Origin of the sequence: Sphingomonas sp. PP-CE-1A-559 (assembly GCF_004340965.1) — a bacterium.
Taxonomy (GTDB): Bacteria; Pseudomonadota; Alphaproteobacteria; order Sphingomonadales; family Sphingomonadaceae; genus Sphingomonas.
In genome coordinates, this window is the sequence record NZ_SLYA01000013.1 from 33,536 (window position 1) to 47,685 (window position 14,150).

The following is a 14,150-nucleotide window of genomic DNA, read 5'->3' on the forward strand; positions in this document are numbered from 1 at the left end:
GCGATAGCGGTTTTCGGCGGCCATGCGCGCCACTCTGTGCCCGCTGATAACGGGAGAGGCATCGCATGATCCGGCGCATCGACGCGCATCATCACCTATGGGATGTGGATAGCGGCCATCATCCGATGCTGTCGACGGCGCCGGTCGAGCGCTTCTGGGGCAGTAGCGGGGAACTGACCAAGCATTATGGCATCGAGGCCTTCATAGCCGATGCCCGTGCGGACGACGTCGTCGCGTCGGTGCATGTCGAGGCAGCGTTTACGCCGCCCGAGGACGAGGCGGCGGCGATGCAGGCGATCGCCGATGTGCATGGCTTTCCCCAAGCTTTCCTGACCCGGATCGATCTGGGATCGTCCGACTCCGCGGCTCGGATCGCGGCCGACAGCGCGTACGCGAACTGGCGAGGAATCCGCTTTACTGCCGAATGGCCTGCCGGCTCGGCACCCGGCCGGCCAGCGCGAACACCCTTTGCCGACACCGACTGGCGGAGGGGCTTTACCGCGCTCGGCACGGCGGGCGGCGTCGCCGATCTCATGCTCTGGCCCGAGCAATTGTCTGAGGCCGCGGCGCTGGCGCGCGCTTGTCCCGACACACAGATCGTGATCGAACATTTTGCGCTCGCCGGGGGCGGCAACGCGGACGAGGCGTGGGATACGGGCATGCCAGCGTTGGCCGACTGCCCCAATGTCGCGGTGAAGCTGTCGGGGCCGGGGCTGGTCCGGCGAGACTGGTCGGCCGATACGATCCGGCCGTTGATCCTGCGGCTGATCGCACTGTTTGGCTGCGACCGGCTGATGATCGGCAGCAACGCGCCAGTCGATCTGGTGATGGCCGATTATCCGACCATCGTCGCGCGCTTCGACGCGGCCATCGCCGATCGCAGCGACGTGGAGAAGCAAGCGCTGTGGCACGACACTGCCGCGCGCATCTATCGCATCGCGGGAGAGCGGTGATGGAGATCGCCTTCTTCGGCACGCACCGTAACAAGCTTGGCGAGAGCCCGGTCTGGGACGACCGGCGGCAATGCCTGTGGTGGGTCGATTCGCTTGTGGGCCTGATCCACGCGGCGGCATCGGACGGCACGCCGATCGCGACCTTCGCGCAGGATCGGCCGGTCGGCAGCATCGGGCTTGCCGAGGGCGGGCTTGTCGCTGCGTTGGCCGACGGGTTCTATGCGATCGATGGCGGGTCGGGTGTGGCGACACCGATCGCCATCTTTCCCGTCGATGCGACGCTGCGTTTGAACGACGGGAAGGCGGATCGTGCGGGACGGTTTCTGAGCGGACAGATGCAGCTGCACAGTGGGGGAGCGCCGTCCGAAGCGTCGCTATGGCGGTTGAGCGCGGGCAGCGCGACAACTCTTGCCGGTGGGCTGAAGCTCACCAACGGCATCTGCTTTTCGCCCGATGGTGCGACGCTGTACTTCGCCGACAGCCTGGAGGGGGTGATCCGCGCGCATGATTACGACGTCGCGACCGGCGCGATGGGTCCGCGGCGCGACGTGGTCGATTGCGCGGCATTCGGATCGGGGCCAGACGGCGCGACGGTGGATGCGGACGGCAATCTCTGGGTCGCACTGGTGCTGGCACAAGCGGTCGCATGCATTGCTCCGGACGGCGCCTTGCTGCGCAGCATCGCGCTACCGATACCCTATCCCGCATGCCCGGCGTTCGGCGGTCCCGGCTTGGATACGCTGTACGTGACGAGCATCGCGGATTCCGGCGGTCGGCTGATCAGTCACGATGCCGATGCGGGACGGATACTCGCGATTACCGGGCTCGGCGTGACCGGCATTCAGGAAGGGCGATACCGGGACAATCACATCCGCGAATAAACCCGCGACGGTCGCGACGAAATTGCCTGGCCCGGCACAGCGCCTAACCCATGTCTCCAGAGAATGATGGAAGAACAACATGAACCTGGATTTCGACGCTGCCGACGACGCGTTCCGCGATGAGGTGCGAGCGTTCTTCGCGACCGACGTTCCGGATCGCTGGAAGACGAAGGTCCGCGCCGGTCTGCGCCTGGAGCCCGATGATCTTGCCCAGTATCAGCGTCGTTTGAACGACTGTGGATGGGGCGCGCCGACCTGGCCGAAGGAATATGGCGGCACCGGCTGGACCCCGACGCAGCAATATATCTTCTGGAGCGAAGCCGCGCGTGCCGACGCACCCGCGCAATTCCACCAAGGCCTCGAACTGATCGGCCCGATCATCTTCACCTATGGCACGCCCGAGCAGAAGGCGCAGTATCTGCCGCGTATCCTGAACCTCCAGGACTGGTGGTGCCAGGGGTATTCGGAGCCGGGGGCAGGATCGGATCTCGCCGCGCTACGAACCCGCGCGGACCGCGACGGCGACCATTATGTGCTGAACGGCCAGAAGATGTGGACGAGCTACGCGCACGTCGCCGACCATGTTTTCGTGCTCGCGCGCACGTCGCAGGAAGAGAGGCGGCAGCAAGGCATCTCGCTGATCCTGATCGACATGAAGACGCCGGGGCTGCGTGTGCAGAAAATTCCGACGATGGACGAGAAATACCATACCAACGAACTGTTCCTGGACGATGTGCGTGTACCGGTGGGCAACCTGATCGGCGAGGAGGGCAAGGGCTGGGCGTATGGCAAGGTGTTGCTCGATCGCGAGCGCATGGTCAGCGCGTCGACCGCGATCTTCCTGACGCAGACGGTGCGCGGTATCCGCGAGGCGGCAACAAGGCGGCGGATCGGCACGACACCCCTGATCGAGACGCCGGGCTTTGCCGCCAAGCTGGCGCAGTATGAGATTGAGGTGATCGCCCTTCAGACCATGGTGCTACGCCTGATGGACGACGCGTCGCGAGGTGCGGATTCCGGCCCGCGCGGATCGATGGTGAAGCTGCGCTGGTCGCAATTGACGCAGGCCGGGACAGCCTTGTGGGTCGAGGCATTGGGGCCGGAGGCGGCGCATTTCGCGGCACTCGGCGATGCGAGCCTCGCCGACGACATGCCCTATGCGCTGCAGGGTGCGCTCTATTCGCGCGTCACCTCGATCTATGGCGGGTCGAGCGAGATCCAGCACAACATCATCGCGCGTCGCGCGCTCGGCCTGTAAGGAGGGCTGCTCTCATGGACTTCGTCTATTCCGACGAGCAGCAGATGCTGCGCGACAGCGTCGTTCGCTATGGTGCCGAGAAATGGGCAGCATCGGACCGCCTGAAAATCCTCGCCGCCGGCCCCGACGCGGCGAAGCGACGCTGGGCCGAGATGGCGGAACTCGGCTGGCTGATGCTGCCGATCGCCGAGGCAGATGGCGGATTGGGCGGCGGCCCGGTCGAGGTGATGGCGGTGATGGAGGGCATCGGGCGCCACCTGATCACTGTGCCCTTCACGACGTGCTGCGTATTGGTCCCTGCACTGATCGCAGGGAGCGACGCGGGCGGCGAACTGCTCGAACGGATCGGGCTTGGCGAGACGCTGGCGGCGGCCGGCTTTCTCGAAGCGGACAGCGGATACGATCTACACCGGGTCGCGACGCGGGCCGAAAATGGCGCGGACGGCTGGCGCGTGTCGGGCGCGAAGGTTCATGTCGAGGACGGGGCGGATGCGGACTGGTTCCTGGTGTCGGTGCGCACCGCAGGCGGGACGGACGAGCGCGACGGGATCGGCCTGTTCCTGATCCCGCGCGAGGGGGAGGGCGTGACCGTCGAGCCGTTCCGTGCGATCGATGGCCATCGTCATGCGCGGCTGAAGCTCGATCGGGTCGCCGCCGTGCCGATCGGCGACGCGGAGCGCGCGCTGCCTGGCATGGAGGCAGCGGTCGACCGTGCGATCGCGGCGCAATTGGCCGAGGCGGTCGGCTCGATGGAGGCGGCATCGGATGCCACGCTCGACTATATCCGCACGCGCCAGCAGTTCGGCGTGGCGATCGGCAGCTTCCAGGCTTTGCAACACCGGATGGTCGACATGGTCGTCGCTGGCGAGGAGGCGCGGTCGATGGCCTATCACGCGACGCTTAATCTCAACCGCGACGCGAGCGAACGCGCCCGCGCCGTCTCCGCCGGCAAGGTCCGGGTAAGCGAAAGCGGTATCTATGTCGGGCAGCAGGCGGTGCAACTGCACGGCGGCGTCGGCATCAGTGAGGAACTGATCGTCAGCCATCATCTGCGTCGCCAGATGATGCTCAATCTCGCCTTCGGGCCGATCGAGCATCACCGGTCGCGCTTTGCCCTGACCCCGGCTTGAGGAGAGACACATGACGCTTCAGGACCTGATCGATCGCGAGGCGATCCGCGACTGCCTGTTCCGGTATTGCCGCGGCATCGACCGGGTGGACGAAACGGCGCTGCGATCGGCCTATTGGCCCGACGGCACGGACGATCACGGGCAGTATACCGGCAGCGCCGAAGGGTTTTGCGACTGGGCGATGAGCGTGCTGCCGAAGATCGATCGCGGCATCCACCAACTGCATAACATGTTGATCGAACTGCGCGAGGAGGGTGCGGCGGTGGAGACCTATTTTTCCGCGTTCCAGCGGCAGCCCGGGCCCGACGGGTTGCAGCAATGGGACTTGAAGGGTCGCTATGTCGACTGGTTCGAGAAGCGCGGGGACGAGTGGCGGATCAAGGCGCGCACGGTGATCTACGATTGGGTCGAGGAGATGCCGTTGCCGCCGGGTACGGAGGACGAACGCTTCGGCAGGCGTAAGCCCGTCGGCGGGCGTCATCCGCACGACCCTGTCTACGCGCTGTTCGCCTGACGTGAGGACGGCGCTGGTCACCGGTGGCGCGCGCGGCATCGGCGCGGCGATCGTCTCCACGTTGGCGGCAGCGGGATGGCGGGTGATCGCCGCCGATATCGACGCGGACGCGGTTGCGCAGGCCGCGCGGGAATGGATTGATGCGCCGATCACTGGGGCGGTGCTGGATGTCACCGACCGCACGGCGGTCGTCGCGCTGATGGACGCGCATGGCCCGTTAGACGTCGTGGTCAACAATGCCGCGATCCCTGCCGACATGCTGCCGTTCGCGGAACTGACGCCCGAGCATTTCGCGCGGGCGCTCAGGATCAACGTGCAGGGCAGCTTCATCGTCGCGCAGGAAGCCGCGCGTCGCATGGACTCGGGCGCGATCGTCAATATCGCGTCACGCGGCTATCTCGGCGGGATCGGCGGCGCGCATTATGTCGCGTCGAAGGCGGCAGTGGTCGGCATAACGCGCGCGATGGCGGTCGAACTCCGCTGGCGTGGGATCAGCGTCAACGCGGTCGCGCCGGGGATGGTCGAGACGCGGATGATCGAGGGATTCTCGCCTGCGATGCGGAACAAGCTGACCGAGATGGAGCCTGGCGGCGGCCCGCTGGACCCGAGCGTCATCGCCGGCGCGGTCGCGTATCTCGCGTCGCCGGCGGGGCGATCGGTAACCGGGCAGGTGCTGCTGGTCGACGGCGGCAAGACCATTGGCACGAGGCTGTATTGATGGAGACCACCATGCAACCGCGCCGCCTGCTCATTCTCGGTGCGACCGAGGGGATTGCCGCGGCCATCGGTGCGCGGTTGATCGCGGAGGGCACATGCGTCGCGGCGGACGATGCTGCCGACGCGGTGCTGGTGGACGGCACGGACACGGGCGACGAGATCCCGTTCCTCGAGTTGGACGATGCGGCGTTCTCGGCACAGGTGATCGATGCGACGCTCGACCGTGTCGCGATGCTGCACTCCGCACTGCCGCGGCTCGGCGCGGCGGCGAGTATCGTCGTCGTGGGATCGGATGCCTATCTCGGCCGATGGCACGGCACGGGGCAGGCCGCGGCGAGCGCGGCGCTGCTCGGCATCATGCGCAGCGTCGGGATGGAATATGCGCGGTACGCCGTCCGCGCGAACATGATCGCGCTGCCACTGGGCACCAATGCCGACGATAGCGGAACGATCGGCGACGCTGCCCGGCAGGCGGCGGCGCTGTTCGATGCGGTCTCGATCACCGGCGAGACGGTGCTGATCGACGGGGGCAACAGCCTGAAGATGCGCCAGGCCAAACGGCGCTAGGCGAGGGCTGCCGATCTGCCACGTTACTTCCTGCGTATTCGCGGGAGTGTCCCTTTCGACTGCGCCGTGAACATAGGGCTCATGGCACGGCCGATCAGCTGTGCCCGTCGACAAAAGTCGTCAGGCCACAAGACCAAGTTCGGCCTGCGCGATCTCCAGCGCACGGCGATAATCGCTCTTGCCGCTCGCATGCCGCGGCAGTTCGTCCAGCACGATGATACGCTTGGGCAATTTATACGCCGCTAGATTCTTCAGCATCGATGCGCGCGCCGCCGCCTCGTCATATTCTTCGGTCACCGTTGCGAGACCGATAACGACCTTCCCCCATGTCGGGTCGGGGACGCCGACGATGATCGCGTCCTCGATCGCGGGCGCGCGCTTCATCGCCTCCTCGACTTCTTCGGCGAAGACTTTCTCGCCGCCGGTGTTGATGACCATGTTGCCACGTCCGATCAGGCGCAACCGGCCGTCCGCCTCGCGCGCAGCCATATCGCCGGGGATCGCCAGCAGCTCCCCGGCGACGATGCGATAGACGCTGGCGGTCTTCGCCGGATCCCCGTGATAGCCGAGCGCGAAAGGCGGGCGCCGCGCGAGCCAGCCTTCGCCGCACTGGCCGGCCTCCACGATACGGTCGGTCTCCACTTCGACGATGACGGTTTGCCGGCCGGGTTCGAAATAGCCGGTCGGCGTTTCGCTGGTCGCGGTCGTGATGGCGTAACCGAAGCCCGAGGCCTCCGACGCGCCGAGAATGTCGACCAGCGTTACCTGCGGCAGATGCTGGACGAGGATCTGCTTTATCTCGCGGCTCCACATCAGACCGGCGGACGAAATGACGCGCATGGCCGACAGGTCCCAGCGTCCGGGGAATTTCTCCAACGCCTGCGCCATCGGCCGCGCGAAAACGTCGCCGACGATCAGGATGCGCGTCGCCTTCGTCCGTTCCGCTTCGTCCCACAATTCCACCGCGTCGAAGCGGGTATTGGGTAACAGGATCGCCGTGCCACCCCCGACCAGTTCCGCCATCGAACTGTTCAGGCCCGCACCATGCATCAGCGGGCAGGCGGGGATGACGCGGCCGGGCGCGGCGTTGGCGGCGACCATCGCGATATGATCCGCCATGTCGCGCACGACCGTCTTGATCGTGGGGGCCTCCAACTGAGACGTGCGCGCGTCGCCCGATCGCCACATCACGCCTTTGGGTTTGCCGGTAGTGCCGCCGGTGTAGAGCAGATAGCCGTCGTCGGGCGAGCGCGGGATGCCGAGCGGGCTGCCGTCGCCCTCGCGCGCCATCGCCGCATAGGGGCCGTCATCGTCGATCTGCACGTCGAGGGTCAGGTCGGGCAGCACGTCGAACAGCGGCGCGACGAGTTCCGCGAACTCGCTTTGGTAGAACAGCGCATGTGCCTGGCAGTCTGCCAAGACATATTCTATCTCCGCGGTCGTGTACCGGTAGTTGATATTGACGTGGCTCAGCCGCGCCTTGAACGCGGCGCAGGCGATCTCGATGAATTCTGGAATGTTGCGCGCCAGGATCGCAATCCGGGCACCGACCGGCAGCCCGGCCGCCAGCATAGCGCGGGCGACGCGGTTGGTGCGCGCGTCGAACTCCGCCCAACTCACGACCGTATCGCCCCGGATCAGCGCCGGGCGATCACCCGGCACGTTTGCGGCGGTAGCATCGAGCAGGTCGCCGAAATTCCAGTCCATCACGGTTGGTCGCGTCACCCCCTCCGTCATGACGATCAGCGTCCCTGGAAGACGGGCTTGCGCTTCTCGACGAAGGCGGCGACCGCTTCCTTCGCGTCGTCAGACTGCGCGAGCTTCGCAGTGTTGCCCTGTTCGTAGATGTAGCCATCACGCAGCGTCATGTTCTCGATCGTGCGCATGCTGTCCTTGGCGAGGCGCGTCGCGAGCGGGCTCTTCGAGGCGATGTTAAGCGCCATCTTCATCACAAACGGCATCAGTTCGTCGTGCGGTAGCGCGGCCTCGATGATACCGCGACGATACATCTCCTCGGCCGTCGCGCGGTAGCCCGTCAGCATCATCCGACGCGCAAGCGAATGCGGGATGATCCGCGCGGCGTGCTTGCCACCACCCATCAGGCCGACATCGACTTCGGGCAAACCGAACACCGCGCGCTCGGATGCGACGATAATATCACACGCCGTGACCAGACCCAGTCCGGCGCCGAGCGCCGCACCGTTGACTGCGGCGATCGTCGGCTTGGCATTGTCGGCGATGCAATATCCGACCTCGCGCACCCAACGGTTGCGGCTCGATCGAGCGCCCGGCGCCGACAGGTCCATGCGGTTCTTGAGTTCGGCGCCGGCCGAAAAGCATTTGCCAGCCCCCGTCAGCACGACGCAGCGCACGTCGTCGCGATCGTTGAAGGTGTCGAAGATCGCGATCAGTTCCTGGATGAACTCCATCGGCTGAGCGTTTACCGGCGGATTGTCCATCGTCACGACGGCGACGTAATCGGCGACTTCCAGCTTGATCAGGCTCACGGCATTACTCTCCCGTTTCGGTTTTTGTGTGTCGGGTTTGTATCCGAACGGGCGGGGTGAAATACGGGGCGAGACCAGAGCCGGGAGAAAATCCCATACGCGATTTGGCACCCGGTATTTCGACATTTGCCCAAATCCCGTTTGTGATTTTCGGGTGCGGACCTCTCTCGTCGATTGAGAATGTCGCTGTTCGGCGACGACAAAGCGATGCCGAACAGCGCCGAGCGAGCCAATTACAGCTCCCTACGACGCTGCAACGCCAAGATCAGATGCGCACGCAACGACGTGCGACGAGGCGTTTTAGGGAGGATATCAGGAATGCAAGCTACCCGTTCCAAGACCGTTCTGCTGATCGGCAGCGCCATTGCGATGCTCGGCCTGTCGTCGACCGGCATGGCCCAGACCGCGGCGCCAGCCGCCACCGACACTCCCGAGCAACAATCCAACGAAGTGAATGCCGATCAGGGCGGCCTCGCCGACATCATCGTGACGGCCAGCAAGCGCGGCACGGCGCAGAACGTACAGGACGTACCGTTCGCGGTGACGGCGTTCGGCACCGACCAGCTGGACGAGCAGCATATCCGCAGCATCGCTGGGCTCAGTTACGACATCCCGAACGTACAGTTGACCGAACTCGGCACCGCGCCCGGCTACGCCAATTTCTCGATCCGTGGCCTCGGCATCAACAGCTCGATCCCATCGATCGATCCGACCGTCGGGACCTTCGTCGACGGCATCTATCTCGGCATCGGCGGCGGCGTCGTGCTCGATACGTTCGATCTTGCCGGCGTCGAGGTACTGCGCGGGCCGCAGGGCCTGCTGTTCGGTCGCAACGTGACGGGTGGCGCTGTAGTCATTCGCTCGACCGTGCCGAACAACACGCTGCATGTCGACGTGAAGGCGGCACTGTCGACGGGGCTGGAAAAGAATATCAGCGGTGTAATAAGTGGTCCGATCATCACCGACAAGATCCAGGCGAAGCTGGGTGTCTATTACGACAAGGACAATGGCTGGTTTACCAACCGGCTAAACAACAACCATAATTTCGGCAAGATGGAGACGATGATCGTCCGTCCGGCGGTGCGCTTCACGCCGACGGAGACGGTCGAGGTGATCGCGCGGTACGAACACGGACACCAGATCGGCGACGGCGCGCGCCCGACCAATTTCGGGCTGTTCGGACGCGACACGTTCAAGATCTCGGTCAACGAAGAAGGGTTGTCGCGCAACAACTGGAACATGGCCAGCCTGGAGACGAACGTCGATGTCGGGTTCGGCGACGGCAAGATCACCAACATCGCCGGCTATCGTAATTTCCAGGGCGACCTGATCACCGATCTCGATGCCTCGCCGGCAACCGCCTATCACTTCTACACGCGCACCGAGCAGAACCAGTTTTCCAACGAACTGCGCTATGCCGGGACGTTCGGTAAGGTGGACCTGACCACTGGGCTCTATTATTTCGGGCAGGAGATCAATTACCTCGAGAAGCGCCTGCTGTCAGGAGGCAATTTGACGATCGCCGGCGGCGGCGTGCAAAACCAGCACAGCTATGGCGCTTTCGCTTCGTTCGACGCGCATCTGACCGACAAGATCACGTTCAACATCGGTGGCCGGTACACGGAGGAAGACAAGAAGGTCCGTATCGCCAACATCATCGCAGGCGGATGCAATTTCGATGCGCGGACCTGCAACTACACCTTCTTCAGCAAGAAGAACTGGAACGGCTTTACCCCGCGCGTGGGCGTCCAGTACAAGCCGACCGACGCGACGCAACTCTATACCTTCTGGGCCAAGGGATTCCGCAGCGGCGGCTATAACCTGCGCAGCATCAACACGGCGGTCGCGCCGGGGCCATTCGACCAGGAGACGCAAAACTCGTTCGAGGTCGGGCTGAAGCAGGAATTCGGCCGGATCGCGCGGTTCAATATCGCCGGTTTCTACAACAAGGTCGACAATGTGCAGCGTGAGATCGTGACGCCGGTCGCGGGCGTCGGCGCGTTGCAGGTGGTGGCCAACGCCGCCAACGTGACGATCAAGGGCATCGATGCGGAGGCCGTGCTGATGCCGGTCAAGGGGCTGACGCTGACCGGACAGCTGGGCTTTACCGACGGGAATTACGATAAGATCTTCGCCGACCTGAACAATGATCGCGTTATCGACGCGCGGGATTACGCGCTCGTCCTGCCACGCCTGTCGCGGTGGACCTATGGCGGGTCGATCGCCTATACCATGCCGGCCGGTGAAGGCACCGTCGACGGGCGCGTCGCGGCCAATTATCGCAGCCTCGCTTATTATAACGAATTGAACAACGGCGTCCTGCCGGCGGCGACGATGGTCGATGCGAACCTCGCCTATAGTCGCGGGCGGTACAAGCTGTCTGTCTTTGGTACCAATCTGCTGAACGAAGTGACCTACGGCATTTCGGGGCCGACGCCGTTCATTCCGAACGGCACCTTCTCGGTCCTGAACAAGGGTCGCGTGCTCGGCATCGAGCTGCAGTACAAGTTCTGACGGTTCGGACGGGACGGCGCGAGCCGTCCCGGTACATCCTCCCCTGCAACTTCGGGCGCCGGTCTTAAGATCAGCGCCTTTTTTGCGGGTTCAGTCGGCGGCCGGCCCGACATCCCCGTAAGCGGCGTACCCGCCATCCACGGCATAGCTCATGCCGGTGACATAGGATGCTGCGTCGGAGGCGAGGAAGGCGACGGCATCCGCGACCTCCGTCGGACCGCCGAGCCGCCCCATCGGTATGCGGCGTCGTACCGCCTCCAGATCGCGCCGACCGTCCTCCTGCAACGCCATAAGGCCGGGCGTCGCGATATAGCCGGGTGCGACCGCATTGACGCGAATGCCGTACACCGCCCATTCGCAGGCGAGGCTCCTGGTCAGCATCGTCACCCCGGCCTTGGCTGCGCAATAGGCGTTGCGCCTGGGCATGCCGCCGGTCGCGACGATCGAGGAGAGGTTGACGATCGCACCACCCTTGCCGTGCGCCGCCATCGTCCGCGCCACTGCGCGTGCGACGATCAATGTGCCGGTCAGGTCAACGTCGAACACCCGGCGGAAATCGGCGAGGCTCTGGTCGACCGTGGCGGTGAACGTGTCGGCGATCCCGGCAGTGTTGGCGAGTATCGCGATCGGCCCGAGCGTTGTCGTGATCTCCTGCACCGCCTGCTCCACCGCGACCGCGTCGGTTACGTCGAGGACGATGCCGGTGCGGTCGGCAGCGAGTGCGGCGACCGCGTCAGCGTTGGAATCCGCGACGACCACCGTTCGACCAAGTGCGACGAAATGGTCCGCGATCGCCGCGCCGATGCCTGACGCGCCGCCTGTCACCAGCACAACGCCAGTGCCTATGCGCCCGGACACGGGCGCGCTCGAGGCGGCGGCGCGTCCGCCATATGCCGCGACGCCGCCATCGGCGAGGAATGCTGCCCCCGTGACGTAGCGCGCACCGGCGACGTGCAGGATCGCTGCGGCTATCTCGTCTGGTTCGGCCATCCGGCCGAGCGGAATGGCCGCGCCGACAACGCTTGGATCGAATTTGCCCGCACGTTCCAGCGAGGCGAGGATTTCGGTGCGGACATAGCCTGGCAGCACCGCATTGACGCGCACGCCGCGCCCCGCCCATTCGCAGGCCAGCGCTCGCGTCAGCCCGAGGACCGCGGCCTTGGTCATGCTGTACGGGGTCCGCCCCGGCAACGCGGACAGCGCCGCGCCCGACGACAGGTTGACGATCGATCCCGATCCCTGGCGCAGCATTACCCGCCCGGCTTCGCGCGCCGCGACATAGGTGCCCTCCAGATTGACCGCGATCAGCCGGCGGACTTCGTCGATCGGCTTGTTGAGGACCTTGCTCGCAGCGGGGTCCACGATCCCGGCATTGTTCACGAGTATGTCGATCCGTCCGAAGCGGGCGGCGATCGCGGCCATCGCGGCGACGACTGCGGCTTCATCCGAGACGTCCATCGCTACACCGACATGACGGTCGCCGAGTTCTGCGGCGCAAACCTCGACGGTGGCGACGTTCAGGTCGGTCAGCACGACGGTGTCCCCCGCGTCGGCAAACGCGCGCGCGGTGGCCAGGCCGATGCCGGCGGCGGCGCCGGTGACGACGACGATCCGGGACGGGGTTGCGGGGGCGAGGCGATCGGACATGCGGCTCTCCTGTTTATGCCTTGATCGCAGACAACTCCGCTCGGTGTCGTCAATCAAAAGTCCTGCGCGCCGCGCTGCGGTTATCGCGCATGAGATACGCATGGCCCGGTCGTCCGCAGGCGTGACCCGCCGCGGAGGCCGCTGATAGCTCTCCGGTCAATGAAAACGGGAGACGGATGATGGCAGGCGAACTGGCGGGTCGGGTGGCGATCGTGACGGGGGCATCGCGCGGCCTGGGTCGGGCGATCGCCGAGCTGTTCGTCTCGCAGGGGGGCAGCGTCGCCGTGCTCGACCTGAAGCGGCCTTGGGCCCTCGCGGTGGCCGACGAAATCAACACCGGCGGTGGCAAAGCCATCGGCATCGGCTGCGACGTGTCGGACCGCGAAGCCGTACACGCCGCCGTGGCTGAGACGTTATCCGCGTTCGGGCGGCTGGACGTGCTGGTCAACAACGCGATGTGGAACAAGTATGAGCCGATCGCGGACATTACGCCGGACACGTTTGAGCGGATGACGCGGATCGGTCTGGGCGGGATCGTCTGGGGCATTCAGGCGGCGGCACCCGCGATGCGCGACCATGGTGGTTCGATCATCAACATTGGTTCGATGGCGGGGCGCTTGGGCAGCCCCAATGCGCTGATCTATGCGGGCGTGAAGGCAGGCGTCGACGGTCTGACGCGCTCCGCCTCGATCGAGCTCGGCAAGCACCGTATCCGGGTCAACGCGATCGCGCCGTCGACGATTGCAACCGAAGGTGTACTCGCAATGCTGACGCCCGAGGCAATGGCCAGCCGACTGGAGCGCTCGCCGCTCGGCCGTCTGGGCGAGACGCGCGATATCGCTGAAACGGCGCTGTGGCTTGCATCCGACCGATCGAGCTTCATCAATGGCCAGTCAATCGCGGTCGATGGAGGCCTCGGACACGCGTTCTTGCCATGATCCAGGCCTTTTTTGGCGGCTCAATTCATACGCCGATCTGGCGGTTAGCGTAGGTGGTGGCGGTAGTGATTTTCCTGGCAAAGAGCATTCACCTTTTCGCCGACCGACATCTGGGCGCGGCCCGTATCGAAGCACCGGCACACTCGAAGGCCGCGGTCACCCAGACCGCACAGTAACACCGGCCACGCTTCTCGCCTCGAAGATCAGGCGCGACCATCAGTAGCTTGGGAATATCCGGCTCACGCTCAGGCCGTAAATCGCCAATCGACCGGTGTCACCGCCCCTAAACCTACGGGTGGAGCGCCAAAATAGGTACGCTCAAGATGGACCTGTTGAGTAGCGGACAGGAGAATCAAACTAGCGTCGACGATGTACGAAGCTGAACGAACGTCCGAAGCTGAGACCGGGCTACGGGCAGCTAAGCGTCCGCTTCTCTATCGCGGCCTGAGTCAACAGGCGCAGACCACTCTCCGCCGCCGCGAGTGCGCCGGTTTGAGGAATTGGTAGGCGACGAAAATACAAAT

Annotated in this window: 12 protein-coding genes; 9 read left to right on the top strand and 3 right to left on the bottom strand. The window is 65.0% G+C overall.

The genetic code is table 11. The features are described from left to right. Positions 1-65 precede the first annotated feature (65 nt). The 7 genes from C8J42_RS18510 to C8J42_RS18540 all read left to right on the top strand — a co-directional run bounded on the left by C8J42_RS18510 (position 66) and on the right by C8J42_RS18540 (position 6,020). Complete coding sequence (locus C8J42_RS18510) at positions 66-953, top strand: amidohydrolase family protein (protein ID WP_133021301.1); 888 nt, start codon at positions 66-68, stop codon at positions 951-953. Continuing rightward, positions 953-1,834 carry an SMP-30/gluconolactonase/LRE family protein gene (locus C8J42_RS18515; protein WP_133021302.1) on the top strand — a complete coding sequence of 294 codons (882 nt, stop codon included), beginning with the start codon at positions 953-955 and terminating at the stop codon, positions 1,832-1,834. The genes C8J42_RS18510 and C8J42_RS18515 overlap by 1 nt, the downstream gene beginning before the upstream one ends. Positions 1,835-1,913: 79 nt before the next feature. Further along, positions 1,914-3,092 carry an acyl-CoA dehydrogenase family protein gene (locus tag C8J42_RS18520; RefSeq protein WP_133021303.1) on the top strand — a complete coding sequence of 393 codons (1,179 nt, stop codon included), beginning with the start codon at positions 1,914-1,916 and terminating at the stop codon, positions 3,090-3,092. A 14-nt stretch (positions 3,093-3,106) separates the two neighbouring features. Then, positions 3,107-4,222, top strand: a complete 1,116-nt coding sequence (locus tag C8J42_RS18525; protein WP_133021304.1) for an acyl-CoA dehydrogenase — start codon at positions 3,107-3,109, stop codon at positions 4,220-4,222. A 10-nt stretch (positions 4,223-4,232) separates the two neighbouring features. Further along, a complete protein-coding gene (locus C8J42_RS18530) occupies positions 4,233-4,736 on the top strand; it encodes a nuclear transport factor 2 family protein (protein WP_133021305.1) in 504 nt (167 codons plus the stop codon). Between the two features lies 1 nt (position 4,737). Beyond that, positions 4,738-5,454, top strand: coding sequence for an SDR family oxidoreductase (locus C8J42_RS18535; protein ID WP_133021306.1), 717 nt, complete (start codon positions 4,738-4,740; stop codon positions 5,452-5,454). 11 nt (positions 5,455-5,465) lie between these two features. After that, positions 5,466-6,020, top strand: a complete 555-nt coding sequence (locus C8J42_RS18540) for a hypothetical protein (RefSeq protein ID WP_133021307.1) — start codon at positions 5,466-5,468, stop codon at positions 6,018-6,020. 120 nt (positions 6,021-6,140) lie between these two features. Here C8J42_RS18540 and C8J42_RS18545 read toward each other — a convergent pair whose 3' ends face one another. Beyond that, entirely contained in the window at positions 6,141-7,757 is a 1,617-nt protein-coding gene (locus C8J42_RS18545) for an acyl-CoA synthetase (protein WP_243644608.1), read from the bottom strand. 5 nt (positions 7,758-7,762) lie between these two features. Next, positions 7,763-8,527: an enoyl-CoA hydratase/isomerase family protein gene (locus C8J42_RS18550; RefSeq protein ID WP_133021308.1), complete on the bottom strand. Its 765-nt coding sequence runs from the start codon at positions 8,525-8,527 to the stop codon at positions 7,763-7,765. A 318-nt stretch (positions 8,528-8,845) separates the two neighbouring features. Between C8J42_RS18550 and C8J42_RS18555 the strand changes: the two genes are divergently transcribed. Beyond that, positions 8,846-11,041, top strand: coding sequence for a TonB-dependent receptor (locus C8J42_RS18555; protein WP_243644609.1), 2,196 nt, complete (start codon positions 8,846-8,848; stop codon positions 11,039-11,041). A gap of 90 nt (positions 11,042-11,131) precedes the next feature. On the opposite strand, the gene C8J42_RS18560 is transcribed toward C8J42_RS18555, so the two are convergent. After that, positions 11,132-12,688, bottom strand: coding sequence for an SDR family oxidoreductase (locus C8J42_RS18560; RefSeq protein WP_133021309.1), 1,557 nt, complete (start codon positions 12,686-12,688; stop codon positions 11,132-11,134). Between the two features lie 179 nt (positions 12,689-12,867). Here C8J42_RS18560 and C8J42_RS18565 point away from each other — a divergent pair, with 179 nt between their 5' ends. Next, positions 12,868-13,626, top strand: coding sequence for an SDR family oxidoreductase (locus C8J42_RS18565; protein WP_133021310.1), 759 nt, complete (start codon positions 12,868-12,870; stop codon positions 13,624-13,626). The last annotated feature ends 524 nt before the right edge of the window (positions 13,627-14,150 follow it).